Origin of the sequence: Streptomyces sp. NPDC001848, assembly GCF_042891915.1 — a bacterium.
In the GTDB taxonomy this organism is placed as follows: domain Bacteria; phylum Actinomycetota; class Actinomycetes; order Streptomycetales; family Streptomycetaceae; genus Streptomyces.
The window spans coordinates 1-23121 of sequence record NZ_JBIATP010000034.1 but is presented as its reverse complement, the minus strand read 5'-3'; the positions used below and the strand labels follow the sequence as shown (position 1 = coordinate 23121).

The 23121-nt window shown below is 69.7% G+C and carries 23 protein-coding genes and 1 pseudogene; 15 read left to right on the top strand and 9 right to left on the bottom strand.

Going from position 1 to position 23121, the window contains the following annotated elements:
- Positions 1-67 precede the first annotated feature (67 nt).
- Positions 68-1201 (top strand): FUSC family protein, encoded by a 1134-nt coding sequence (locus ACFYZJ_RS38865; protein ID WP_388576975.1) that lies wholly within the window; start codon positions 68-70, stop codon positions 1199-1201.
- A 26-nt stretch (positions 1202-1227) separates the two neighbouring features.
- Here ACFYZJ_RS38865 and ACFYZJ_RS38860 read toward each other — a convergent pair whose 3' ends face one another.
- The 5 genes from ACFYZJ_RS38860 to ACFYZJ_RS38840 all read right to left on the bottom strand — a co-directional run bounded on the left by ACFYZJ_RS38860 (position 1228) and on the right by ACFYZJ_RS38840 (position 6096).
- Positions 1228-1359 carry a hypothetical protein gene (locus tag ACFYZJ_RS38860; protein WP_388576972.1) on the bottom strand — a complete coding sequence of 44 codons (132 nt, stop codon included), beginning with the start codon at positions 1357-1359 and terminating at the stop codon, positions 1228-1230.
- Between the two features lie 233 nt (positions 1360-1592).
- On the bottom strand, positions 1593-1970 hold the full coding sequence (locus ACFYZJ_RS38855; protein WP_388576969.1) for an SsgA family sporulation/cell division regulator: 378 nt from the start codon (positions 1968-1970) through the stop codon (positions 1593-1595).
- 415 nt (positions 1971-2385) lie between these two features.
- Positions 2386-2778: a hypothetical protein gene (locus ACFYZJ_RS38850; protein ID WP_388576966.1), complete on the bottom strand. Its 393-nt coding sequence runs from the start codon at positions 2776-2778 to the stop codon at positions 2386-2388.
- Between the two features lie 270 nt (positions 2779-3048).
- Positions 3049-5205 carry a SpoIIE family protein phosphatase gene (locus ACFYZJ_RS38845; protein ID WP_388576964.1) on the bottom strand — a complete coding sequence of 719 codons (2157 nt, stop codon included), beginning with the start codon at positions 5203-5205 and terminating at the stop codon, positions 3049-3051.
- Positions 5206-5466: 261 nt separating this feature from the next.
- Positions 5467-6096: a TetR/AcrR family transcriptional regulator gene (locus ACFYZJ_RS38840; RefSeq protein WP_388576961.1), complete on the bottom strand. Its 630-nt coding sequence runs from the start codon at positions 6094-6096 to the stop codon at positions 5467-5469.
- Between the two features lie 328 nt (positions 6097-6424).
- Between ACFYZJ_RS38840 and ACFYZJ_RS38835 the strand changes: the two genes are divergently transcribed.
- The gene (locus ACFYZJ_RS38835; RefSeq protein ID WP_388576958.1) at positions 6425-8887 is read left to right on the top strand and encodes a SpoIIE family protein phosphatase; all 2463 of its coding nucleotides are present in this window, start codon (positions 6425-6427) and stop codon (positions 8885-8887) included.
- Between the two features lie 81 nt (positions 8888-8968).
- Complete coding sequence (locus ACFYZJ_RS38830; protein WP_388576956.1) at positions 8969-11341, top strand: SpoIIE family protein phosphatase; 2373 nt, start codon at positions 8969-8971, stop codon at positions 11339-11341.
- 58 nt (positions 11342-11399) lie between these two features.
- On the opposite strand, the gene ACFYZJ_RS38825 is transcribed toward ACFYZJ_RS38830, so the two are convergent.
- From ACFYZJ_RS38825 to ACFYZJ_RS38815, 3 genes are read right to left on the bottom strand one after another with little or no spacing between them, the layout of a single operon-like run.
- Positions 11400-12299: a cytochrome P450 gene (locus ACFYZJ_RS38825; RefSeq protein ID WP_388576954.1), complete on the bottom strand. Its 900-nt coding sequence runs from the start codon at positions 12297-12299 to the stop codon at positions 11400-11402.
- On the bottom strand, positions 12275-12886 hold the full coding sequence (locus tag ACFYZJ_RS38820) for a hypothetical protein (protein WP_388576952.1): 612 nt from the start codon (positions 12884-12886) through the stop codon (positions 12275-12277). Before ACFYZJ_RS38820 ends, ACFYZJ_RS38825 begins: the two co-directional genes overlap by 25 nt.
- Before the next feature lie 60 nt (positions 12887-12946).
- Positions 12947-13423, bottom strand: coding sequence for an oxidoreductase C-terminal domain-containing protein (locus tag ACFYZJ_RS38815; RefSeq protein ID WP_388576950.1), 477 nt, complete (start codon positions 13421-13423; stop codon positions 12947-12949).
- A 1490-nt stretch (positions 13424-14913) separates the two neighbouring features.
- On the opposite strand from ACFYZJ_RS38815, the gene ACFYZJ_RS38810 reads away from it, so the two are divergent.
- The 3 genes from ACFYZJ_RS38810 to ACFYZJ_RS38800 all read left to right on the top strand — a co-directional run bounded on the left by ACFYZJ_RS38810 (position 14914) and on the right by ACFYZJ_RS38800 (position 17743).
- A complete protein-coding gene (locus ACFYZJ_RS38810; RefSeq protein WP_388576947.1) occupies positions 14914-15120 on the top strand; it encodes a hypothetical protein in 207 nt (68 codons plus the stop codon).
- Between the two features lie 218 nt (positions 15121-15338).
- A complete protein-coding gene (locus ACFYZJ_RS38805; RefSeq protein ID WP_388576945.1) occupies positions 15339-16628 on the top strand; it encodes an alkaline phosphatase family protein in 1290 nt (429 codons plus the stop codon).
- Complete coding sequence (locus ACFYZJ_RS38800; protein ID WP_388576942.1) at positions 16625-17743, top strand: alkaline phosphatase family protein; 1119 nt, start codon at positions 16625-16627, stop codon at positions 17741-17743. The genes ACFYZJ_RS38805 and ACFYZJ_RS38800 overlap by 4 nt, the downstream gene beginning before the upstream one ends.
- Before the next feature lie 504 nt (positions 17744-18247).
- On the opposite strand, the gene ACFYZJ_RS38795 is transcribed toward ACFYZJ_RS38800, so the two are convergent.
- Positions 18248-18427 carry a hypothetical protein gene (locus ACFYZJ_RS38795; RefSeq protein ID WP_388576940.1) on the bottom strand — a complete coding sequence of 60 codons (180 nt, stop codon included), beginning with the start codon at positions 18425-18427 and terminating at the stop codon, positions 18248-18250.
- Positions 18428-18479: 52 nt separating this feature from the next.
- On the opposite strand from ACFYZJ_RS38795, the gene ACFYZJ_RS38790 reads away from it, so the two are divergent.
- From ACFYZJ_RS38790 to ACFYZJ_RS38750, 9 genes and pseudogenes are all read left to right on the top strand, one after another.
- The gene (locus ACFYZJ_RS38790; protein WP_388576937.1) at positions 18480-18698 is read left to right on the top strand and encodes a hypothetical protein; all 219 of its coding nucleotides are present in this window, start codon (positions 18480-18482) and stop codon (positions 18696-18698) included.
- A 147-nt stretch (positions 18699-18845) separates the two neighbouring features.
- Entirely contained in the window at positions 18846-19460 is a 615-nt protein-coding gene (locus ACFYZJ_RS38785; protein ID WP_388576934.1) for a hypothetical protein, read from the top strand.
- Positions 19461-20034: 574 nt separating this feature from the next.
- A pseudogene (locus tag ACFYZJ_RS38780) lies at positions 20035-20472 on the top strand (transposase); the annotation flags it as partial.
- Positions 20473-20555: 83 nt separating this feature from the next.
- Positions 20556-20897, top strand: coding sequence for an ArsR/SmtB family transcription factor (locus ACFYZJ_RS38775; RefSeq protein ID WP_388576932.1), 342 nt, complete (start codon positions 20556-20558; stop codon positions 20895-20897).
- Between the two features lie 3 nt (positions 20898-20900).
- Positions 20901-21407 (top strand): SRPBCC family protein, encoded by a 507-nt coding sequence (locus ACFYZJ_RS38770; RefSeq protein ID WP_388576930.1) that lies wholly within the window; start codon positions 20901-20903, stop codon positions 21405-21407.
- Complete coding sequence (locus ACFYZJ_RS38765) at positions 21407-22027, top strand: dihydrofolate reductase family protein (RefSeq protein WP_388576927.1); 621 nt, start codon at positions 21407-21409, stop codon at positions 22025-22027. The genes ACFYZJ_RS38770 and ACFYZJ_RS38765 overlap by 1 nt, the downstream gene beginning before the upstream one ends.
- A gap of 113 nt (positions 22028-22140) precedes the next feature.
- Positions 22141-22437: a transposase gene (locus ACFYZJ_RS38760; RefSeq protein WP_388576924.1), complete on the top strand. Its 297-nt coding sequence runs from the start codon at positions 22141-22143 to the stop codon at positions 22435-22437.
- A 116-nt stretch (positions 22438-22553) separates the two neighbouring features.
- Positions 22554-22928, top strand: a complete 375-nt coding sequence (locus tag ACFYZJ_RS38755) for an IS3 family transposase (RefSeq protein WP_388576921.1) — start codon at positions 22554-22556, stop codon at positions 22926-22928.
- Complete coding sequence (locus tag ACFYZJ_RS38750) at positions 22817-23077, top strand: DDE-type integrase/transposase/recombinase (RefSeq protein ID WP_388576919.1); 261 nt, start codon at positions 22817-22819, stop codon at positions 23075-23077. The genes ACFYZJ_RS38755 and ACFYZJ_RS38750 overlap by 112 nt, the downstream gene beginning before the upstream one ends.
- The last annotated feature ends 44 nt before the right edge of the window (positions 23078-23121 follow it).

Genomic DNA, 23121 nt, shown 5'->3' with positions numbered 1-23121 from the left:
CAAGGCGTGAATCACACCACCGCACGCCCCCTCCGGCCCGTCAGTGGAGCCAAAACAACTCGGTGCAGTGGAGCCCAAAGAACTGCTTACAGACACCAGGGCCCTGAACGCCGCCGCGCAGCTCGCGCGCACTGCGGACGGCGACCCTGCCCATGCCCCGGCCTGCCGAGCGGCGGGCGCGGCGGCAGCGGAGGCCTGGCGCACGCTGTCGTCGGCAGGCGTCGACTCACCGGAGTGCCGGCCCCTGGCACTGCTGCTCGCCCGCGCCGAATCCGGCAGCACCGACGCCCGGGAACTGGCCCGCTGGGTGCGACTCCTGCGCGGAACCGCGCCGCTGCCCCCTCTCCTCCCGCCCCGCCCGGGAGACGACCGGATCACCGGTGCCGCGGCCGCATCGAGCCCGGCCCGGAGCGGATCGCGCCGGGGCGGGCCGCTGAAGCGGGGTCGGGTCCGCCTGCCGAGCGTCCCACGACCCGGCTCACACCTGCTGCTCCTCAGCGCCCGGGTCGCGGTCGGCTGCGCCCTGGCCGGCTGGGCCTCCATGGCACTGGGCGTCGGCCGCCCGTACTGGGCCGTGGTCGCCGCGGCCTCGATCCACCAGTCCCACCTGGCCCTCACCTGGAGACGCGCCCTCAACCGGGTCTTCGGCAACTTCGTCGGCCTCGCCCTGTTCGCCGCCCTGCTGCCGGTCACCCGCACCGGACCGGTCGCCCTCGTCCTGGCCGTCCTGTTCTTCCAGGTCGCCACCGAGGCGACGATCAGCCGCGGCTACTGGCTCGGCCAGGTCTGCCTCGTGCAGATGTCCTTGCTGATGCCCCAGTTCGCGCATGCCCAGCCGGCGGGCGAGTTGCTCAGGGACCGGGCCCTCGACACCCTCACGGGCTGCGCGCTCGGGCTGCTCGTCGCCATCGCCATCGGCGACCGCCGGGCTCTGGACCGCGCCGAGAGCGCCCTGGCGGCGGTGGACGCGGCCCATGAGGCGCCCGCGCGGCTGATGGACCAGCCGTCCACCTCCGACGTCGCCGGTCTCGTCCGTGCCCGGTGCCGTCTGGCGGGCGCCTTGGCCGAGCTGCGCGAAGCTGCGGAGGTGGCCTCCGGGGAGGGGTGGCAACGCGCCCTGCCCGAAGAGCGCATCGCCGCAGCCGAGCGTGAGAGCCACCAGATGCTGGCCCTTCTGTCCGGGGCACTTGTGAGCAGGTGATCCCGCCTCGCCTCGGCTCGGTGCCCTCACCGCAAGGGTGAGTCGGCGGTGGATGTCGGCACGGGCTCCGCCACCTCGACGATCCGGCCGATGCCGAAACCCTCCATGCCGGCGCGGAATGCGGGGCCGGCCAGGTACGCCTCCATCCGCTCCTGCACGTCGTCGGCGTCCGCGCAGGAGAAGAGGGCGTACCACTCGGGGGCTCACCGCCGGAATCGACGGCCGTCCAGACGCCGTGCGTGGTGATCCGGTGCTCGGCCAGGCCGGGAACGTGCCCGGACCAGATGTTCTTGCAGGCGACGAGCGCCTCAGGGCTGCGCAGGGTGTAGACGCTGGTACTGGGACATGCGGGCTGTTTCCTCTTCTTCCGAGGAGGGGCGGTCGGGCTGCATCAGCGCAGATTCGTCCGTTCGGTGTCCCAGTCGATGTGCCGGGACTCGGTACCCCGTGGCACCAGGGCCTCCGTGTTCTGCAGGAAGGTCTTGACGTCGTCCACCGGGACCTCGACCAAGGCGGTGCCAGCGGAATTCCTGAGGGTGATGTACATGGCTCGGTCGCCACGGCCGACGGCCGGCCAGATCCGGACGTCTCCCTCGCCTGCGGAACGCCTCAGGCCATCCGCCAGAAGATCGCGCCCCAGGACCCATTCGACCGGCTCGGCGCAGTCGGCGGTGAAGAAGGCGGCACGGACGACATAGGGATCAATGGGCTCGTACCGCAGGCGCATGCACAACGGGAGCGAGTAGTCGCGCGAGACGACAAGCCGCACGGCCACCCCTCGCACCAAGGTCCTCGACGATTCCATGGGCTTTCACTTCCAGACGCCTCTGCCTCCACTGCGCCAGGCCGCAGGACCGTCGCCGGGCGCGGCAGCGAAGAGGCGTCGAGCAGAGAGGCGTCACAACAGGGCCCGGGCGCCGAACGGCGTCGACGGACGGGGAGATACGCGGCGGCGCCGCGACCGGGCGATGCGAGCCTGCGGCACAGGGAAGGCGTTCGCAGGCATGTGGAAGAGGGGCGGGCCCTCACTCAGCAGGCCGCCTCGGCGGCGGTCAGGCACCGCTGGTCCTCGGACCAACGCTGGCCCCCCACCGCCGACGGACATCACCGCGGTGGGTGCGGCGTGCACATGGTTGGGTGCGGCCTGCACGGGTCCGGTCCTTCGCGCGCAGAGGGCGCCTGTCTCACCGGTCACCGTGGTGCCGGTCACGGTGGTCCCGGCCGTCGTGCTCGTAGCGGTTCCAGTCGTGCCCGTACGACCTGCCGTACTTCCAGCCGCACTCGTCGTCGTCCCAGCGGTAGAGGTGGCCGTCGCGGCCGTGCCGGGCCGCATCGGTCACGCAGTCGTCGCGGTGCCAGCCGTGGACGCGGTCCCAGGAGTAACCCTGCTCGATCAGGTAGCCGACACCGTGGTCCCAGCGGAAGTCGTTGGTGTGGACGCTGACGGCCGGGTGCTCGACGTGGGGTGCGGACACCGGAGTCGCGGCCGAAGCGGCGCCTCCGGCACCGAGCACGGCGACACCCGCGACCGCCACCGCGGAAGCGGCGAGAGAGATGCGCTTCGTGAGCTTCTTCATGATCTTTCCTTCCTGGTGGGGCGGTCTGCACCACCGGCTGCCCTGCAGGCGATGTGATGCGCCTGGCGTTGTCCGGCCAGCTTTTCCATACATCGTATGGAATTACCCTTCAAGTATTACCATACGACGTATGGAAGTGTCGAGCGTGACGCCGGGCACGCTCCTGGAGGCGATCTCCGCGCTGGGGCGCCGACGCCCGCGAGGTCCAGGGCGGCGGCGCATGCCGACGGGGCGGACCGGGTGACCTCTGTGCCGCTCGGCAGGCCTGACTCAGCAGACCTTCAGCAGCAGCAGGGCGGTGTCGTCGGCACGGTCGCCGGACGGCTGGGCGTGGTCGAGGAGCGTGTCGACGATGGCGTCCAGCGGGCCGGTGGCTTCGGACAGGACGGCCGCGAGGTCGGTGAGGGCGGTGTCGTGGTTCGCGCCGGGAGTTTCCACGAGTCCGTCGGTGTAGAGCAGCAGAAGGGAGCCGGGAAGCACAGGGATGTCCGTGGTGGGGTACTCCGCCATGGGCTCGACGCCCAGCAGGGGGCCCGGCGGTGCCTCGAGGATGTCGGTGTGCCGGTCGGGGCGGCGCAGCAGGGGCGGGCAGTGGCCCGCGGTGGCCAGTTGGGCGCTGTGGTGAACGGGATCGATGTGCGCGTACAGGCAGCTGGCGAGCAGGCCGGGGTCGAGGTCGTGGAACAAGCGGTTGGTCCGGGCCAGGACAGCGCCCGACGTGGCGCCGGCGACGGCATAGGCGTGGACCGCGGTACGGACCTCGCCCATCAGGCCGGCCGCGCTGACACCGTGGCCCTGCACGTCTCCGATGACGGCGGCGACCTCGGTGTCCGACAGGCGGATGAGGTCGTAGAAGTCGCCGCCCACCTCCATGCCGTGGCTGGCCGGCAGATAGCGTGCGGCCACCTCCAGGCCGTGCGTCGCGGGCAGTGTACGGGGTAGCAGGCCGGCCTGGAGGCCCTCGGCCAGCTGGTGCTTGGCCTCGTACTGCCGGGCGCGGTCCAGTGCCTGGGAGATCAGCGCGCTGACGGCCGTGAGCGTCGCGCGCTCCTGCAGCGTGAAAGAGCGGGGTTGCCGGTAGCCGACCACGCAGACACCGAAGAACTCTCCGGAGGCCATGAGCGGCAGCCATGCCCATGCGCCCAGACCGTCGTCGACGGAGGCGCTCTCGGGATACGCCGCGCGCAGCTCGTCCCGGTCGGCGAAGAAGGACGGCACCCCCTGGGGCAGCCCCCAGGACGGGGCTCCGGTGGTCAGCCCGGGGAGCGGAAGGTCGGAGGCGAGGGGAGCGCGGTCGACAAGGTCGACCAGCTCCGGGGCGAATCCGTGGTGGCCGACGGCCCGCACCCGGCCCGCCTCCCCGACCAGCAGCGCGAAGGCGTCGGCGTCCAGGGCGACCACAAGGTGGCCGGCCACCAGCTCCACGACCTCGTCGACGAAGGCCGCCGCGGCCAGGCCGCCGGAGAGCTGCATCATGTGGTGGTGGGCGTCCAGGCCGGGGAGACCCGGCGCCGTCCCGGCACCCACGGCCAGGTCGTCCCGGCTGTGGGGGGCGCCGTCGGGAGCGGTGATACGCAGGCTCACACCGGCGCTGTCGGGGTAGAGCTGGAGCAGCAGTTCTCTCCCGGTACGGGGCTGTTTCACCGTGTACGCCGTGGGGAGCCGGCTCGCGAGTGCAGCCTGGTACCGCAGACGGTAGGGCGCGGGGGCCAGCCACGGCACGGCTTCCCACATGCGGGCGCCCAGTAGGTGCGGGACGCTCTCGCCCAGCAGGTCGGCCGCCGTGGAGTCGGCGAAGGTGATCCTTCCCTGGGCGTCGAGCCGGCACGCCCCTTCGGGAAGAGCGGCTATGAAGTCCGCTGCGGCCTGAGGGTGGGCCGATGCCGTGGGATGCGCGGGCGTCGCCGGCTGCAGCAGCCGCGCCGCGAGACCTGGCTGCAAGGGGTGCCCGGCTTCGGCGGCGTCCTGCAGGAGCACGGCGATGCAGTGGGCTGCGGTGGTGAACCAGCCGCGTGCGCGCGCATCGAGAGCGGGCGTCTTCCGGGAGAACAGCAGCAGCATGGCGCCCCACACGCGGGAGCCCGCCACGACGGGGGTCGCCGCAAGGGCGCCCACGAACGGGAAGGTGAGGGCAAGCAGGGGATAGCGTCGGGCGAACTCTTCACCGGAACCGACCCACACGAGATGCCGCTCGAGCACCGCTTCCGCGAGTGGGCCGTCGGTCAGGGCAGCCACGCGCAGGCGTCGCAGCAGGCTGACGAACCCCGTGGGCATGCCGAGGCTCGCGTCCAGGACCATGACCTCACCGCCGGGCTCCAGCAGGAAGAACGCTCCCGCGTGCGCACCCGTGGCGGCTACCGTCCGGGCCACCGTCTGATCCAGCAGGTCCTGGACGGCAGCGGGTTGCAGGTTCTCACCACTGGCCATGCGCTGCTCACTTCGCGGAGCTGTCCCTCTCTGCATGGTAGGCGGGACGTCCCAGGCCCGCTGCGGAGCTGCGGAGGGTCCGGCAGCCGATCAGAGAACGCCCGCGGACCACGACTGCCGCCGCCGCTGCCGCCGCCGCTGCCGCTGCCACGGGATCCTGCATGCGCTACGCGCCCTCGGTGCACGTGCGCGGGCGCATCCCCTCGCCGGCACCGACGTCGTCGGCACGGCCACTCCTCACGGCAGGCCCGACGTAGCTCTTCACGCCGCAGCGGAAAGGGACGACCGGGCGACGTCGCGGGCATCGTCGGGAGAAAGGCCGAGCATGTGCAGGAGCATCTCGGCCAAGGTGGCCGCGGCTTGGTCGATGTCGACCTCGGACTTGTCGAACCACAGCTCCAGAAGCGCCAGCAGACTGCCGTTCAGCGCGGACAGGGCGATGACCGGGTCGACCGGGGCGAAGCGCCCCGCGGCAATGCCCTGCTCCACGTCGCGCCTCGCGCGCGGAGCCAGTCCGCGGCCGGCGCATATGCGGCCGAGCTCGCTGTGGCACAGGATCCGCATGATCTCCGGGTGTGACTCGGCCAGGCGCGCGCTGAGCCGCACACCCGCAGCGAGGCGCTGGGCAGGATCGTCGACGCCGTGCAGGCGTTCGTCGATGGCTTGGGCGAACTCCTCCACCGCATCGTGCACGGCAGCGTCGAACAGGTCCGACTTGGACGTGAAGTGGTTGTAGAAGGAGCCGAAGCCCACGTCCGCTCGCTGCGCGATGGCCTGGATGCTGGCGCTGGTGTCGCCGGACTCGGCCAGGATCTGCCGCGCGGCTCGGACGAGTGCCTGCCGGGTCACGGCACGACGGCGTTCGAATCGATTGGCGGCCGGGACTGACATCGGCCCCTCCCCTCATCGAGGTGACCCATCACACACAGATGATGGTTCCATCAATTCTGGACTTCACTTTACGATGGAGCAGTCATCGATGATGCTTTCATCAGAAATAACATAGCATATCCAGAAATGTCGCAATCGCGGCTTCGGCGCCCCTGCAGGCTCACCGCCTCTGCGCCCCTGGATGCGCTCGACGCCTATCCCTCAGGCCACGGGACGTTCGAGCCCCGACCGACACGGCGCTTGGCCACCGTCGCCGTCCTGATGGACCGGCGCACACACCCCGTGCCAACCACTTCCCGCCCCTACGCACCGGAAGAGAGGAACCGCGATGCACACCACCCCAACGGCATTCGCTGAGCCGGTCAGCCCCAGCGAGATACCCGACGCGGCGATAGCCCTGATCGACGTGGAGGGGACGGTGGTCGGGTGGACTCAGGCCGCCCAGCAGCTCGTTGGGTACTCGGCCGCGGAGATGGTGGGCCGACCCGCCGCACAGGTGCTGCCGCCCTCCCAGGACGCCCTGAAAGCCGCAGCCGTCGCCGAACAGTGCCGGGCCCAGGGTGGCTGGTCCGGCACCGCGAAGATCCGCCACCGCGACGGCCACGCGCTCACCTTGACGCTGCGGGTCTCGTTGCTGTGGGGAGAGGACGGCGGCACCCGGTGGCTGGTGTCCGTGACCGACGTGGGCACGCTGTCCTCGGGGAGCAGCAAAGGACTGGTGCGGGAATCGCTCCTCGCCCATGCGCCGATCGGCATCGTCGTGCGTGATCTGCAGCTGCGCTGCACGTGGGTGAACGACGCCATGGAGAGCCACGACGGCGTTCCTCGTGCCCGACGGTTCGGACGGCGCCTGAAGGACGCCGTGCCCGGCTTCGAGGCCGAAGCACTCGAGGTGGTGATGCGGCAGGTGCTGGAGAGCGGAACCACCATGGTCCACGAGTACCGGGCGTGGCCGCCGGCCGACCGGCGGGAGCACGTGTTCTCGGCCGTGTTCTTCTGCCTCCAGGACGCGGACGGCACACCCCTGGGGGTGTGCTCGATGAGCGTGGACGTCACCGGCAACCGGAGGGCGCGCGAGCGACTCGCCATCCTCAGCGAAGCCAGCACGCGCATCGGCAGCAGCCTCGACGTCATGCAGACCAGCCAGGAACTGGCCGACCTCACCGTGCCGCTGCTGGCCGACCACGCTCTCGTCGACCTGGTGGAGTCGGTCCCGTTCGGCGTGGAGCCCTCGGCCCGGACCGGCACGGGCAACGGCCGCCCCACTGTGCTGCGCCGTGCCGGTCTGGCCTCCATCGACCTGGGTCTCCTGGAGTTGCCGTGGGTGCGCGAAGAGGTGATCCACCTCGTCCCCACCGCGCCGTTCGCCACCGCACTGCGCACGGGCAGGTCCTACCTGGAACCGGTGCTGGACACCCGGACCGGCCCCTGGGTCGACAACGACCCGGTTCGAGCGCAGAAGGTCCGTGACAGCGGGGTCCACTCGTTGATGGTCGTGCCCATCCGTGCGCGGCGCTGCGTGCTGGGACTGGCACTCTTCGGCCGCTCCGAGGAGCCGACGCCGTTCCAGGAGGACGACCTGCTGCTCGCCGAGGAACTCGTCACCCGGGCCGCACTCCTCCTGGAGAACGCCCTCCAGTACGCCCGCGAGCGGACCGCGGCCCTCACACTCCAGCGCGACCTGCTCCCCCACCGCGTGCGGGGCGGCGCCGCCGTCGAAGTGGCCTCCCGCTATGTGCCTGCCGACATGGATCACGGCGTGGGAGGCGACTGGTTCGACGTCATCGAGCTGTCCGGCGCCCGCGTGGCCCTCGTCGTCGGCGATGTGATCGGACACGGCATCAACGCCGCGGCGACCATGGGCAGGCTGCGCACGGCCTTGCGCACGCTCGCGGACCTGGACCTGCCCCCCGACCAGCTGCTGGCGCACCTCGATGACACGGTCAGACGGCTGAACGAGGAGAACGAGGAGGACGACGACCCGGACCGGGCCCCCTCGCTGGTGGGCGCCACCTGTCTGTACGCCGTCTACGACCCTGTCACCCGGCGGTGCACGATGGCCCGGGCCGGGCACCCCCCGCCCGCGATCATCGACCCGCAGGGCCATGTCTCCTTCCCGGAGCTGCCCGTCGGAGCCCCGCTCGGCCTCGGCCTCGGGCTGCTCGCCTACGAGTCCGTGGAACTGGAGCTGCCCGAGAGGAGCGTGCTCGCGTTCTACACCGACGGCCTGGTCGAGTCCCGCGACGACGACCTCGACGTCGGCATGCATCGCCTGAGCACCGCCCTGGCGGAATCCGGCCGGTCCCTCGAAGAGCTGTGCTCCCAGGTGATCGAGACCGTGCCGACCCAGGCGCACTCGGACGACGTCACCTTGCTCCTGGCGCGAACCCGCGCCCTCCAGCCGGCCCGGGTCGCCTCCTGGGACCTGCCGAACGAGCCGACCGCCGTCCGCTCCGCCCGGCACCTGGCCACCCGTCAACTCGGCGCGTGGGGGCTGGAGCATCTCATGGCCACCGTCGAACTGATCGTCAGCGAACTGGTCACCAACGCCGTTCGCCACGGCGGTGGGCCGATCCGTCTGAGGCTCATCCAACACGACACTCTGACCTGCGAAGTCTCCGACACCAGTACCAGCCACCCGCACCCACGACATCCCCGCACCCTCGATGAGGACGGCCGCGGCCTCGTCCTCGTCGCTCAACTGTCCCGCCGGTGGGGCTCCCGCTCCGTATCGGGCGGCAAGGTCGTCTGGTCCGAACAGCAACTGCCCTCCACAGCCACGATCACCTGAGCCGCTCAGAAGGTACGAAAAATGGACACAGAAACTGTCAGTAACATCAACTCGGCACACGACGTCCAAGGGACGATACGCATGTCCGGCTCCGGGCCCGGCGGCAGTCCGCAGGCGTTCGAGTGCGTGGCAGCCGCCGTGCTGGATGAGCGGGGCACGGTGATCCGGTGGACCGGGGCGGCGAAGGACCTGACGGGGTACACCTCCGAAGAGGTCTGCGGCCGCCCCGTACAGGAACTGGTGGCCGACTTCCCCGACGCACCGCACGGGCCCGCGGAGATGCCGGCATCCGGCCGGGTACGGCTGCGGCGCCGGTCCGGCGACACCGTCGAGGTCACCTTCCGGACCTCTGCCGTGGAAGACTCCGCGGAGTTCCTCGTCCTGGCGGCGCCCGCACACCACGTCGTCGACCACGTGCAGGGTGCTGCGCTCCTGCGCGCGCTGTCCTCGCAGGAGCGGGTCACGATCGCTCTGCACGACGCGGACCTGGCCACCGTGCAGACGAACGCCACGCCGGACACTCCCGACGGACGCCGGGTACAGCCCGGCACGCGGCTGCGCGACGTGCTCTGCGCCGAGGATGCCGAGAACCTCGAGGCGGAACTGCGCCAGGTGCTCGAGACGGGCGTCCCGGTGATCCGCAGGACCCAGCACGTGAGGTGGCTGCACGATCCGGAGCGGCGGCGGTCCCTGTCGCTGTCCGCCTTCCGCCTGGAGGACGCGCGAGGAGGTCCGACGGGGGTCGCGGCCCTGTACGTCGAGACCCTCGACCCGATGGACACCCGCCGTCATCTGCTTCTCTCCCGGGAGATCGCCGAGCGGGTCGGAAGCTCCCTCGACGTCGTGCGGACCGCGCGGGACCTGGCCGACCTCCTCGCGCCCGGCTTCGGGGACCTCGCCGCGGTCGACCTCGCGCACTCCGTGTTCGGCGGGGAAGAACCCTCCGTGCAACTGGACGGTGGAGACATGCGCAACGCGGCCCTGGCGCCTGCCACCGCGGCGTGGCCGGCCGGCATCAAGCAGGGCGGCCATGTCCCGCCCCTCTCCGACCATCCTGTGCTGCACCGCATACGACAGGGTGAGACAGTCGTCATCGGCCTCGACGAGTACACCGCGATGATCGGCGATCCCCGGCTGCTCGAGTACCTCGTCCCGTCGGGCGCTCATTCGGTGATGCTGGCCCCGTTGCACGCCCGCGGTCTCACGCTCGGCGCCATATCGCTCTGGCGCTGCGGCCGGTCCGAGCCGTTCACCGAGGACGAGGCGGAGCTCATGGCGCTCCTCGCCTCGAGGGGCGCACTCGCCATCGACAACGCCCGCCGTTACACGCACCAGCACCGGGCGGCGGTGGCGCTGCAGCAGCGCCTTCTCCCCCCGGCCACGACTGACACCCCGGCGGCCGAGACCGCCGGACTCTACCTGCCCGCATGCGGCGGAGCGAAGATCCGTGGCGACTGGTACGACGCCATTGCCCTGCCTTCCCTCCGGCTGGCCCTCGTCGCCGGGGACGTGATCGGCCACGGCATGCCCGCAACCGCCACGATGGGCCGACTGCGCACCGCCATCCAGACCCTCGCCGACCTCGAACTCGAACCGGACGAACTGCTCACCCGGATCGCGGACCTGGTCGAGCGCCTCGTGGCCGAAGCCCCGCCCGACGACCACGACGTCGTCGGCGCCACATGTCTGTACGCGGTCTACGACCCGGTCACCCGACGCTGCGCCATGGCCAGCGCAGGACACCCGCCCCCCGTCCTGGTCCGGCCCGACGGGACCGCGGAGGCCGTCGTGATCTCCCCGGGACCGCCCCTCGCCCTCAGCGGCATGCCGTACGAGACCACCACGATCGAGCTGGAGCCGGGCAGCGTCCTCGCGCTGTGCACCGACGGCCTGATCGAACGGAGGGACCGCGACATCGACCAGGGGCTACGGTGCCTGACGGATGCCCTGGCCGCGTCCTGCCGTTCGGATCGACCTCTGCACGAAATCGGCCGGGCCCTCTTCACCAACCTCCGGAACAAGCCGCGGCGCGACGACGCGGCCCTGCTGCTGGCCCGCACCCGCGCCGTACCGGCCAAGGACACCGCCCACTGGCAGATCCCAGGCGATCCGGCCGCCGTCTCGCAGGCCCGGGAATGGGCTACCCGCCAACTCACCATGTGGGGACTGGAGGACCTCGTCTTCACGACCGAACTCATCGTCAGCGAACTGGTGACCAACGCCATCCGCTACGGTCGTCCGCCGGCGGAGCTGCGCCTGATCCGCCACGACGTCCTGGTCTGCGAGGTCACCGACTCCAGCAGCACCCAGCCCCGCCTGCGACGTGCCCGCACAACCGACGAGGGAGGACGCGGCCTGTTCCTCGTCGCTCAACTCGGCGCGCGCTGGGGCTGCCGCCATGGCCAGACCGGCAAGACGATCTGGTCCGAACAGCTCATCGAGTACCCCCGTTGAGCGGTGACCCGTGCCCTTCTCCCCGGCGCGTGCGTCCCGGCGGCCTGGATCACGCTTCTCACCCGTGCGGGGTGATGACAGCGCGTCCCTGGATTCCGCCGGTGCGCAGGAGCCGGTAGGCCTCGTCTGCGCGTTCCAGGGGGAAGTGCTCGACCAGCAGCTTGATCTTCTGCTGCCGGGCGAGGGTGATGACGTCCATCAGCTCGGGGAGGGAGCCCCAGTAGGGGGCGGCGACCGAGCACTCGTGCGGTGGGCTGGAGAAGTCGACGGGGAGGGCTCCGCCGCCGAGACCGACGATGGTCAGATGGCCGAGCACCCTCGCCACCTGGGCAGCCGTTCGCAAAGTCGCGTCAATACCGGGGTCCTCGACCAGCCGGGGGTTCTCCACCCGCCGGAAGAACTCGCCGACCGCGACCTGGACCTCGAGCCGCGCGAGCGGAGCGCCGAAGCAGAAGTGGATGCCCTGGCTGAACCCGAGGTGCTGGTTGTCGGGACGTTCGAGGTCGAGTTCGTCGGGGTTGGCGAACCGTTCCGGGTCACGGTTCGCCGAGCCGTACGCCAGGAAGATCGGCGCACCCTTCGGGATGGTGGTGCCGGCGATGTCGATGTCCGCCTGGGCGGAGCGGGTGTGCCAGAACTGGACCGACGACTCGAAGCGCAGCAGCTCCTCGACCCCGGGCACGATCAGCTCGGGCCGACGGCGCAGCTTCTCGAGCGCGTCGGGGTGCTGCAGCAGCGTCAGCACGCTGTGGGCGATGAGATTGACCGTGGTCTCATGCCCGGCGAAGATCAGGAGGAGGGCATTGCTCGCGAGCACGCCCTTGGACATCCGCCCCTCCGCCCCGTCCTCGTTCACCATCCCCGAGAGCATGCCGGGGCCGGGCTGCTCGGCGTACCGGTCGAGCAACTCGACTGCGAACTGCTCGAAGTCCTTCACGGCCTGGCGACCGCCTGCCATCCGGTTCCGTATCTCCTCCGAGGCGGCCTCGGGTCCGAAGTCCAGAGCGTCCAGGCGATCCAGTGGTGGAAGCGTGACTCGTCCTCGACCGGCACGCCCAGGACCTTGCAGATCACGGTCACGGGCAGGGGGTAGGCGAACTCGTCGACGGCGTCGATCCGGGTCTTGTCCCTCATGTCGTCCAGGAGGCCGTCGGTGAGACGGCGGATCTCGGGCTCCAGGTCGGAGATCAGGTGGGGCGAACGGGGCGTGCCGACGAAATGCGGCGTCATCATGTGGCGGTCTCGATCGTGCTCGGGTGGATCGGACGTGATGATGTTCGGCTCCAGCGAGATGACCGCCTCCCTGATCGGCTCCGCCCCCGGCTGCGCCGAACTCTCGGCCGGTACCGGGCCGGAACGCTTCCTTGGATCCGAACTCACCCGTGGGTCGTGGAGCAGGGAGACGATCTCCCGGTAGGTGCTGACGACATACGTTCCGTCCGGCTGCCGCGACACGGGTGTCTTGCGCAACTCCTCGTAGAAGGGGTAGGGATTGGCGCGGTTGGCATAGCGGAGGGCCTGCTGCCAGGGGGTCTCCTCGGCCATGAGGCTCCCCTCCTTCTTCCTGTCGGTAGGTCCGCCGGCACGCTCGGCCCGACGGTCGCGTCAGCGGCGCCGAGGTCGGAACTCAGCCCTCCGCTCGCTCGGGTCGTGGCCGGTCAGGACGACGTCGGGCAGAGCCCCAGGGGCCCCGCGTTCCGGGAACTCGGCCGGGACCGGCTGCAACATGTCCGGGGGCCGGTCCCAGGCCGGTGGCGGAGGCGGGAACGGGGCCGACCGCTGGATCAGGTCTCCGTAGTACTCCAGCCACTTGCCGTGATCGAAGGTCACGGCGGCGACGATGCGGCCCCGCAGGCCGTAGGCGGCGGCGAAGCGGCGCTCCTTGACGGACCCTTGAGTGAAGACGATCTCGTCGCCGAAGGGCGGGACGCCGACGGATTTGATGTTGACGCCGAACTGACCGGACCAGAAGCCGGGCAGCAGCAGATGCGGGTAGTAGTTCGGCTCGAGGTTCACCATGTTGTGGGCCGCGACCTCGGCGCCGAGTACGGCGTTGTCCCAGATCAGGAAGTGGCTCGACACCCCGGCCCTCGGCGGCGAACGCCCACGGCGCCGGACCCACCACCGCCGCCCGACCAGAGAACCGAAGACCTGGACACCGACGGGCCACCTGACACCGGCGGCATAGCCCGAGCCCAACCGACCCGGCTCCGGCACCGCAGCACAACAAAGACAAGCCCCGGCACGTGAGATAGCTCACACACCGGGGCCCTGCCGCCTGTCTTGACCAAGTTGTGCGAAGTCTCACAACCTCCGACCCAACGAGAAACGGGCCCCTGCCGTGACTTCCGTCACCGGCAGAGACCCGATTCGTCGGTATCTCTGTTCGACAGGCACAGGGGCACTCCGCCCCCGGCCACGCCCTCGCCGTCACTGCTGCCGACCGCTAGCCGAGGGCGGCCAGGCGGGCACGTGCCGCAGCCGTGACGTGCGGCTCACGAACCAGCGTGACCACACCCGCGTCGCCCCAGATGCGGGTAAGTCACGGCTGCGGTCGCCCGGCGCCCGTGCCGATACCCAGGACACGGTCGCCCGGACCCAGCTCCAACTCCTGCAACAGGCCCGCAGTCGTCCCGACTGGGCCGCCCAATGAGGTGATCGCGCCCGCTTCAGCCGGTGGAAGGGGGCAGTGTGGTCCTCGGTGCCGGTGAACAATTGCCCCGGCATGGTGTTTCTAGGACGGATCGAAGTTCGTGCACGCGCTGATGGGGCGAGCGCCATTGCGCAGCCCGCCAGGGCGGATACGCAATCCACATGCCGGGCGTCGTCTCACTGCTGGGCGTGGTATCGACTGCTTGGCGTCCCTCAACTGCATTGATCGCAACGACGGTTCACCGGATCGAGCACCCGATCCGGTGCCGGCCGGGAACCCGAAGGCAGTCCAAGCCGATCCTCCGTTCGCAAGAAGATCCGAGGAGATCCGGGAACGTCGGGGAGGGCGAGTTCGACATCTCCCCACTTCCACACCTCGGAGGAATTGCGGGCACGGCCGCCACCAGCAGGACAGCCACCAGGTACGGCAGCGCAGCCACGAGAAGGCGGTGCGGTGCGTGTTGAGCGAGCCGACCGCCACGTACGCGGCATACACAGCTCTTGTGGCCACATCAAGGCCAAGGCCGACCGCCGGTGTCATGGTGGTCCGGTATCCGTCGTCAGTGCATGACTGGAGCCGGGCGTCCTGCGGCCAGTTTGGAAGCCACAGAAGCTGACTGCCACAAGACCGGCCGGCTGCCGCAGCGCGGCGCAGGTCCTCGCGAACTGGTCGATGAGAGGACCAGCGATAGCGGGTCAACTCGGTGGGGCGAGTCAACCGCTGACGATACGGGCGTCGTGACTGAAGGCAGACTCAGCCTCTGAGACCTCTTTCAGCACACGCCGACAAGCAGCTCAGCCTCCTCCTCCGTACCCGGAAGCCTGCAGCACGCCGCCCCAACCGCCTCGTCCGGGCTCGGCGCCCTCGGTCACGGCAGACGCTCTACGTCTCCTGCGTCGGAAGCGGGTACGAACCGCGCATGCAGCACAGCAGCGCGCGCATGAAGGCAGCGTGGATCTGCCTTCTCATCGCCAGTGTCGGCATCCTGATCTTCGGCGTAGTCGCCGCGGTCGCACCGGGGGCCGGCGACGAGCAGCTCATGCGGGCCGGCGGTGTGGCCGCGACCGGCATGGGCCTGTTCGGCGTACTGATCACCCTCCTACCGTTCCGCCGCGGGGAACGGTAGGCGTGGTATGCGCAGTGGTACTACCCGGCCTTCTGGATTGCCCACTTGGCGGGAGGGCTGCCGCCGGACAAGGACCATGGCGGTCGGCCGCCCCGCCATGCAGGAACCCGCCGCTTCGAGTAGCGGCTGATGGCGGTCCGCAGAACGTCCGATGAACTCCCATGGAAGCATCAATCGGATTATTACTCTCCGGTATATGCGAGGGCTATAAGAACTCTGTGAGCATCTCCCGCAGACGACTGATCATCGGGGCCGCAGCCGCGACGGCAACCGCGCCCCTTGTCACGGAAGGGTTGGCCGACGCCGGCCAGACCTTCCCCTCCACGGGGCGATCGCCCGCCCTCCCCGCACCGCAGGACTCCGGCATCGACCACATCGTGGTCGTGATGATGGAGAACCGTTCCTTCGACCACTACCTGGGCTGGCTGCCCGGCGCCGACGGCAAGCAGGCCGGGCTGACATACATTGATCGCGACGGCGTTACCCACTCCACTCACCACTTGGACACCGCCCAGGGCTGCCAGTACAACGACCCCGACCACAGCTACGAGGGCGGCCGGATCGAGTACAACGACGGCGCCTGCGACGGCTGGCTGCGCGCCGGGACCAACGACGCGTTCTCGATCGGCTACTACCTGCCGGAGGACCTCGACTTCTACGGCAAGGCCGCCCCCGCCTGGACGGTCTGCGACCGCTACTTCTCTGCGATCATGGCCGAGACGTACCCCAACCGCTTCTACCAGCACGCGGCGCAGACCGACCGCATCCATAACTCCACGGACATATCGACGCTCCCCACCATCTGGGACCGTCTTGCCGACGCGGGTCTGCAGGGCAAGTACTACTTCTGCGACGTACCGTTCACGGCGCTGTGGGGCACCAAGCACCTCGGCATCTCACACCCGTACACGGAGTTCCTCGCCGACTGCGCCGCCGGCGCCCTGCCCCAGGTCTCCTTCGTCGACCCCAAGTTCCTCGACGAGGGCAGCGGCACCTCCGCCGACGACCACCCGCACGCCGACATCCGCGCCGGCCAGCACTTCCTCAACGAGGTCTACCACGCCGTCACCACGGGCCCCGCCTGGGAGCGGACCCTCATGGTCGTCAACTACGACGAGTGGGGCGGCTTCTTCGACCACGTGGCCCCCACCACCGCCCCTGACGCCCACCCCGACTGGGGCCTGCGCGGCTTCCGCACCCCATGCCTGGTGATCTCCCCGCGGGCGAAGCGCGGCCATGTCGCGCACGGCGTGTACGACCACGCCTCGGTCCTCAAGGCCATGGAGTGGCGCTGGAACCTGCCCGCTCTCACGCCCCGGGACGCCGCGGCGAACAACATCGTCGAGGTGCTCGACTTCACCAACCCGCCGAACACCGACGCCCCGCAGTGGTCGGTGCCAGGCGTCGTCGGACTGCCCTGCCCGCCCGCCGTACTCCCCGACTACGAGCAGTGGCACGCGCTGCGCGACCTCGCCCTGTCCCTCGGATGGAAGCTCCCCTCGTCATGAAGCACCGTCTCCTGCGCGGCAGGCGCCGTCTGATGATCCTCGCCGCCGCCTTCGTCAGCCTCGTGGCGGGCGGCGGCACGATGCTGGCGCTGCAGGCCGAGGCCGCGCCCGCCGGGGGCCCGCACCACGTCTTCGTGATCAACCTGGAGAACAAGGGGTACGACGAGACCTGGGGAGCCGGCTCCAAGGCGCCGTATCTGAGCCAGACGCTGCGATCCCAGGGCGTGCTGCTGTCGCAGTACTACGGCATCGGCCACAACAGCCTGGACAACTACATCGCGCAGGTCTCCGGGCAGGCCCCGAACCCGGACACCCAGTCCGACTGCCAGACGTTCGCGCCGTTCGTCCAGGCCGGAACCGTCTCCCCCGGCCAGGCCGTCGGCCAGGGCTGCGTCTACCCCTCCGGCGTGCAGACGCTGGCCGACCAGATGGGCGCCTCGGGACACACCTGGAAGGGGTACATGGAGGACATGGGCACCCCGTGCCGTCACCCTGCGGTCGGCGCGGTGGACGACACCCAGAAGGCCAGGACCGGCGACGAGTACGCCACACGCCACAACCCGTTCATGTACTTCCACTCGATCATCGACCAGCCGGAAAGCTGTGCCGAGCACGTCGTCGACCTCTCGGCACTCGGCACCGACCTGCGGAGCACCACCACAACCCCCGACCTGAGCTACATCACGCCCGACCTGTGCGACGACGGCCACGACTCCCCGTGCGTGGACGGCCGTCCGGGCGGGCTGGTCTCCGCCGACACCTGGCTGAAGCAATGGGTTCCGGTCATCACCTCGTCCCCGGCCTTCAAGAAGGACGGCATGCTGGTGATCACCTTCGACGAGTCCGACGGCCCGCAGGAGGACGCGAGCGCCTGCTGCGGCGAGGTCCCAGCCCCGAACACACCGCTGCCCGGCATCACCGGCCTCGGCGGCGGCCGTACGGGGGCGCTCGTGCTGTCTCCCTTCACCAAGGGCGACACCTGGAGTACTACCCCGTACAACCACTACTCGCTGCTGGCCAGCATCGAGGACCGGTTCGGACTGCCGTACCTGGGCTACGCCGGGCAGAAGGGCCTGAGCCGCTTCGGCGCCGACGTGTTCAACTCGGGGACCTGACGGCCCAGGCCTCCTATGGTGGCTCCACCGGCTTCGTCGAGGAGGCAAGCCGGGTCGAGGACGGCGATGATGCGGCTGCGGGCCAGGCGAAGCAGGCCGCGGTCGGCGAACTCACGCAGGACCCCCGGGTGCAGGTCTCTCGAAGTGGTCGGCGAACATGGGCTGCCCGTCGACGAGGGCTGGGTTGTCAAGGGTGGGCAGTCCCCGGCCGGGGGTGCCGCCGCGTTCGAGGCAACGTGCACCAGGCCATGGCGCACGCCGCGCGGCTCATGGGGGTCGGGAACTCTGCGGGTGCCGATAAATCATCCGCCCAGGTGGAGGCCTTGATCGACTGACCTCTCAGGCCGCGCTCGCCGACAACTCCGATGTCTTCACGTGGACAGACGCGGACGGCATCATGATCTATCGTGCTGCTGCGCCTGGCCTACCTCGCTACGACCAATACTCTGTCGCTCCTGCGCCTGCTGCCGATGAGCGACCGGGACAAAGACATCGAGATCCTTCTCAGCGGTCGCGGCCCGCTCCTCTGCCCTGGTCGGGCCGGGGCGTGTGGTGCTGCCGTTGGTCAGCGGAACTGGCCGCGTCGGTCGGCTGCTCGGGTTGCAGCCGGTCGGCAACGGCACGGTGGCGGGCATCGGCCTCGCGGGTGATGGCGGCGAGCCGTTCTTCGGCGTGTGCAGCCACGTCGCCGGGTCGGTCGTACGGCCCTCCGCGCCTCCGGCATCGTGGCCTGCTGGTGGGCCTGGACGGCGGCGGCCTGCTGCGCCGGAGTTCGAGCGGCGTGCGGAGCCGCCTGGTCGTGGTCGCCGGTACGGGCGAGTTGGCCACGGGTCGCAGCGAGGGCGACCTCGGTCCAGTGCTGGGCGGAGATGTCCTGGTAGGCACCGCGGACGCCGAACAGCCGGCCGTCGGTGTCGAGGATCGGTTCGGCGACCACGCGCACGTGCCGGCGTGACACCGTCCGGACGCTGCAGTTCATGTGGCCTGAGCAGGGTGTTACCAGGCCTGCCCAGCTCCCGAGGTCCCGCAACTGCGCGGCAGCTGACGGTATCCGGGGGCTGGCGGGTCGGAATTGTCGGAGGGGGGTGAGACACTCGCCGGCATGAAGATGATCAAAGCGATCGAAGCGGTTCTGAAGGCGAACGCTTGGGAGGGGGAGCCCGGGTACCTGGGGGAGTTCACACTTGCAGGACGGCTGTTGAGCCGTGGCGAGATAGCGGTGTGCGGGCTCGACGGCGGGGACTTCTTCACATTCGACGATGTCGCCGACGGGCTGCACGAGGTCTATCTGGCGTACGACTGGGACGACGAGCGGGGTGCCACGGTCTCCGCCGTCGCGCTGGTCGCGAGCGGTGCCACCCCGGAGGCGCTGGTGGGCGCGAGCTGGGAAGAGGCGTCGGACGACGTCAACCAGCTGAGCGAGGTCGCCTCGGCGATCTACTCCAGCACGCCGGACAACCTCGTCATCGGCGGGGCCCTTCACCGAAGCCCCGGTTTCGCGGATGCCGAGGACCCCGTGGCGCAGGCTGTGGCCGAGTTCGAGGCGCAGCAGGAGGCAGGCTCCCGGACCCCGGTGCTCGATGTCGTTGTCGACCCGGCGAGCGGTGCCAACGCCCTGGTGTTCCCCACCTGTGACTTCACGTCGAACAGCATCCTGGTCGGCCGGGACGAGAGAGGTGTGGGCGTCGGAATCTTCTGGTCCAACTTCGACGGGTGATATTCGACGGATGCTGGGACGGGAGTGCCCCTATGACTTTGGTCAACGGGTGATCGAGGTCGGTGGTTGGTAGAAGGTGCCGTCGCGCAGCAGGCGAAGAGCACGTCGGCCCGGCAGCCTGGCGAGACAGAGGAGAGCTTGGGTGCGGTGCGTTCCCCGGGTGATCTCCTCGTCGTAGCAGGTGCAGGAGGCGGGGGTCGGCCGGTGCAGCCGAGACGGACGCGAAGAAGGCACTCTTGAGCTGCTTGTTCCCCCACCGTGCGGGCTGTTCGGCCCGGATGGAGGAGCCCGCACTTCTCGTTGCTCGGAGCGAGCCGCCCGGGCCTCCTCCGGGCTGAAGACCCCCAGATCCACGTCCAGGTCGGTCGGCAGTGATGGTGGGCCGTCCGGGGGACGCCGCCGAGAACGCGCAGAACGGCGGCATCATCGGGCGCTCTCATTCTCTGACGGGCCGACATCCGATTGTCGCTGACAGCAACCGACCACAAAACTGAGCCAGAGCCCGAGAACCGGCGACGGTTGATCAGGAGAGCCCACCAGTACCGGGGCCGACGTCCTGCCAGCTCTACCGAACGCTCTGCCGAAGTCCGCACAGCCGGGCGCGACGAAGGCGATGCAGGAGATCTACAACGCCGAGGACCGCACGCACGCCGAGAAGGCGATCGAGGCGTTCGCGAAGACCTACGGCGCAAGATTCCCCAAGGCCGTCGCGAAGATCACCGACGACCGCGAGGAGCTGCTGGCCTTCTACGACTTCCCCGCCGAACACTGGATCCATCTGCGAACGACAAACCCCATCGAATCAACCTTCTCGACGGTCAAGCTCCGCACCAAGGTCACCCGCGGCGCCGGCAGCCCGGCCGCCGCCCTCGCGATGGTGTTCAAGCTCGTCGAGTCCGCCCAGGCCCGCTGGCGCGCGGTCACCGGTGCGCACCTCGCGGCCCTGGTCCGCTCCGGCGCCCGGTTCGAAAACGGCGTCCTGGTCGAGCGGAAGGAGGTCACTGCAGCCTGATCAGGCACGCAATCGTCATCCTACAAGCCCCGCTTGATTCCTCTCGGCTTGACGCATGCCGATATGGGCATATGATCGCTGTCATGGCACGAGCAGCGACGACATCGGACGTCTTCAACGCGATCGCCGAGCCGCAGCGCCGGGACATCCTGGCGCTGCTGCGGGCGGGTGAGCGGCCGGTGACCGACCTGGCCCAGGAGCTGGGGGTGAGCCAGCCGCGGGCGTCCAAACACCTGCGGGTGCTCCGGGAGGTCGGGCTGGTGCGGGACCGCAAGGCAGGCAAGCAGCGCCTCTACGGCCTGGACGCCCGCGGGCTGCGGCCGGTCCACGAGTGGGTCGGCGGATTCGAGCGGTTCTGGAACGAGAGTTTTGACCGGCTGGACACCTACGTGCAGGACCTCAAGCAGACACGGCAGGAGGAATGACCGATGGCAGGGGCAAGGCAAGAAACGCGGGCGGAGCAGGCGACGGCCGACCGGGAGATCGTGATCTCTCGGGTCATCGACGCCCCGCGGGAGCTGGTGTTCGAGGTGTTCACCGAGGTCCGGCATCTGTCGCGGTGGTGGGGTCCGGAGGGGTTCACGACCACAACGAGGTCCTTCGAGTTCCGCGAGGGCGGGGAGTGGGACTTCGTGTTGCACGGGCCGGACGGGACCGACTACTCCGAGTGGATCCGCTGGCTGCGGATCGTCCCGCCGGAGCGGATCGAGCTGCTGCACGGTGAGTCCCGCGACGACCCGAACGCCTTCGAGTCGGTTCTGACCTTCGCGCCAGACGGCGCGGCGACCCGGATCGTGATGCGCACGGTGTTCCCCACCAAGGAACTGCGCGACGAGGCGGTCGAGAAGTACCACGCGATCGAGGGCGGCCAGCAGACCCTGAACAACCTGGCGGCCTACGTCACCCAGATCGTTCGGAAGGGGGCGGAGGGCTGATGGCCGGGAAGGTGTTCTTCAGCGTGTCGATGTCGCTGGACGGGTTCATCGCCCCCGAGCCCCTCGGGGACTTGATGGGGCAGCAGTGGATGGAACTGCAGCAGTGGATCTTCCCGCAGCGGTTCTTCCGGGAGAACCTGAAGCTGGGCGAGGGCGGCGAGGAGGGGCGCGACAACGACATCGTGCGGGAGACGTTCGAGCGCACCGGCGCGAGCGTCATGGGCAAGCGCATGTTTGACGCCGGCGAGCAGATGTGGCCGGAGGAGGCGCCGTTCCACACGCCGGTCATCGTCGTGACGCACGAGAAGCGTGATCCCTGGGAGCGGCCGGGCGGGACCACTTTCCACTTCGTCAACGACGGCATCGAGACCGCGCTCGACCAGGCCCGCGAGGCCGCCGGCGACCGCGACGTCCGCATCGCGGGCGGCGGCGCGACGATCCTTGAGTACGTGAACGCCGGACTTGTCGACGAGTTCTCGATCGCGCTGTCACCCGTGCTGTCCGGCTCCGGAATCCGCCTGTTCGAGGGCGTGGACGCGTCCAGGGTCGCGCTGGAGCAGGTCCGTTCGGAGCCGTCGTCGCGGGTGACGCACCTGACCTACGCCGTGCACCCACGGTAGCCGCGCCACCACTCCACCCCAGCGACCCGAGCACCCGCGGCGCACACGCTTGAATCAGCAGGCCACCACGGCCAACTGCGAATTCGCATTACCTGATCCACAACTATTGACTATTGCTCCTGATCGAGCGAGCGGTGCGGATGGTCGCAGAGAAGCAACGCGAGACCCCGGGACGGCCTGGGGTCATCCGCGAGGTCGGCGACCTGCTCGGCATTCATCCCGAAGCCTTGCGGCACTGGGTGAAGAAGCACGATGCCCAGGCCGGCCCGCAGGCTGCTGCCGCCCGTGGTGAGTCCGAGAGGATCCGGCAGCTGGAGAAGGAGAACGCCGAGCTTCGGCGGGCGAACGAGATCCTCAAGGCTGCGGCTGCTTTTTTCGCAGCGGAACTCGATCCCCGACCTCCGCGCTGATCCGCTTCATCGACGCCCACCGCGACCGGTTCGGCGTCGAACCGATCTGCTGCACCCTGGCCATCGCCACCTCGACGTACTACGCGGCCAAGCGCCGTCCGCCTGCGGCCCGGTCCGTGCGCGACGCTGAGCTGACCGCCGAGATCCTGCGGATCCACCAGGCCAACTATGGGGTCCACGGAGCGCGCAAGGTCTGGCACCAGCTGCGGCGCGAGGGCATACCGGTGGCCCGCTGCACGGTCGAGCGCCTGATGCGGGCCGAGGGCCTGGCCGGAGCGGTACGGGGCCGCAAGCTCCGCACCACCGTTCCCGGCAAGGACGGCCGACGCGCGGGCGACCTGGTCAATCGCGACTTCCAAGCGGCGGGCCCGGACCGGCTGTGGGTGGCGGACTTCACCTCACCTACGTGTCCTGCTGGGCCGGCACTGTCTACGTCGCGTTCTGCGTCGATGCCTTCTCCCGGCGGATCCTGGGCTGGAAGGCATCGATGAGCAGGCACACCAGCCTGGTCCTGGACGTCGTCGAACAAGCCCTGGGGCAGCGCGGCTACCAGCCGCATGACCAGGTCATCTGGCTGGTGCACCACTCGGATGCGGGCAGCCAGCCCGGATTCAACCAGTCGTTGCAACACCGGCTCTGACCGGCGACTTTAGCTGATCGTCTAGGGCTTCCGCAGGAGTCTTC

What these genes read in the sequence shown, in the direction of transcription:
- ACFYZJ_RS38850 (WP_388576966.1), bottom strand. Translation starts at nt 2,778, where the DNA reads ATGAAGAAGCTCACGAAGCGCATCTCTCTCGCCGCTTCCGCGGTGGCG.
- ACFYZJ_RS38845 (WP_388576964.1), bottom strand. Translation starts at nt 5,205, where the DNA reads ATGGCCAGTGGTGAGAACCTGCAACCCGCTGCCGTCCAGGACCTGCTG.
- ACFYZJ_RS38840 (WP_388576961.1), bottom strand. Translation starts at nt 6,096, where the DNA reads ATGTCAGTCCCGGCCGCCAATCGATTCGAACGCCGTCGTGCCGTGACC.
- ACFYZJ_RS38835 (WP_388576958.1), top strand. Translation starts at nt 6,425, where the DNA reads ATGCACACCACCCCAACGGCATTCGCTGAGCCGGTCAGCCCCAGCGAG.
- ACFYZJ_RS38830 (WP_388576956.1), top strand. Translation starts at nt 8,969, where the DNA reads ATGTCCGGCTCCGGGCCCGGCGGCAGTCCGCAGGCGTTCGAGTGCGTG.
- ACFYZJ_RS38825 (WP_388576954.1), bottom strand. Translation starts at nt 12,299, where the DNA reads ATGGCAGGCGGTCGCCAGGCCGTGAAGGACTTCGAGCAGTTCGCAGTC.
- ACFYZJ_RS38820 (WP_388576952.1), bottom strand. Translation starts at nt 12,886, where the DNA reads ATGGCCGAGGAGACCCCCTGGCAGCAGGCCCTCCGCTATGCCAACCGC.
- ACFYZJ_RS38810 (WP_388576947.1), top strand. Translation starts at nt 14,914, where the DNA reads ATGCAGCACAGCAGCGCGCGCATGAAGGCAGCGTGGATCTGCCTTCTC.
- ACFYZJ_RS38800 (WP_388576942.1), top strand. Translation starts at nt 16,625, where the DNA reads ATGAAGCACCGTCTCCTGCGCGGCAGGCGCCGTCTGATGATCCTCGCC.
- ACFYZJ_RS38785 (WP_388576934.1), top strand. Translation starts at nt 18,846, where the DNA reads ATGAAGATGATCAAAGCGATCGAAGCGGTTCTGAAGGCGAACGCTTGG.
- ACFYZJ_RS38775 (WP_388576932.1), top strand. Translation starts at nt 20,556, where the DNA reads ATGGCACGAGCAGCGACGACATCGGACGTCTTCAACGCGATCGCCGAG.
- ACFYZJ_RS38770 (WP_388576930.1), top strand. Translation starts at nt 20,901, where the DNA reads ATGGCAGGGGCAAGGCAAGAAACGCGGGCGGAGCAGGCGACGGCCGAC.
- ACFYZJ_RS38765 (WP_388576927.1), top strand. Translation starts at nt 21,407, where the DNA reads ATGGCCGGGAAGGTGTTCTTCAGCGTGTCGATGTCGCTGGACGGGTTC.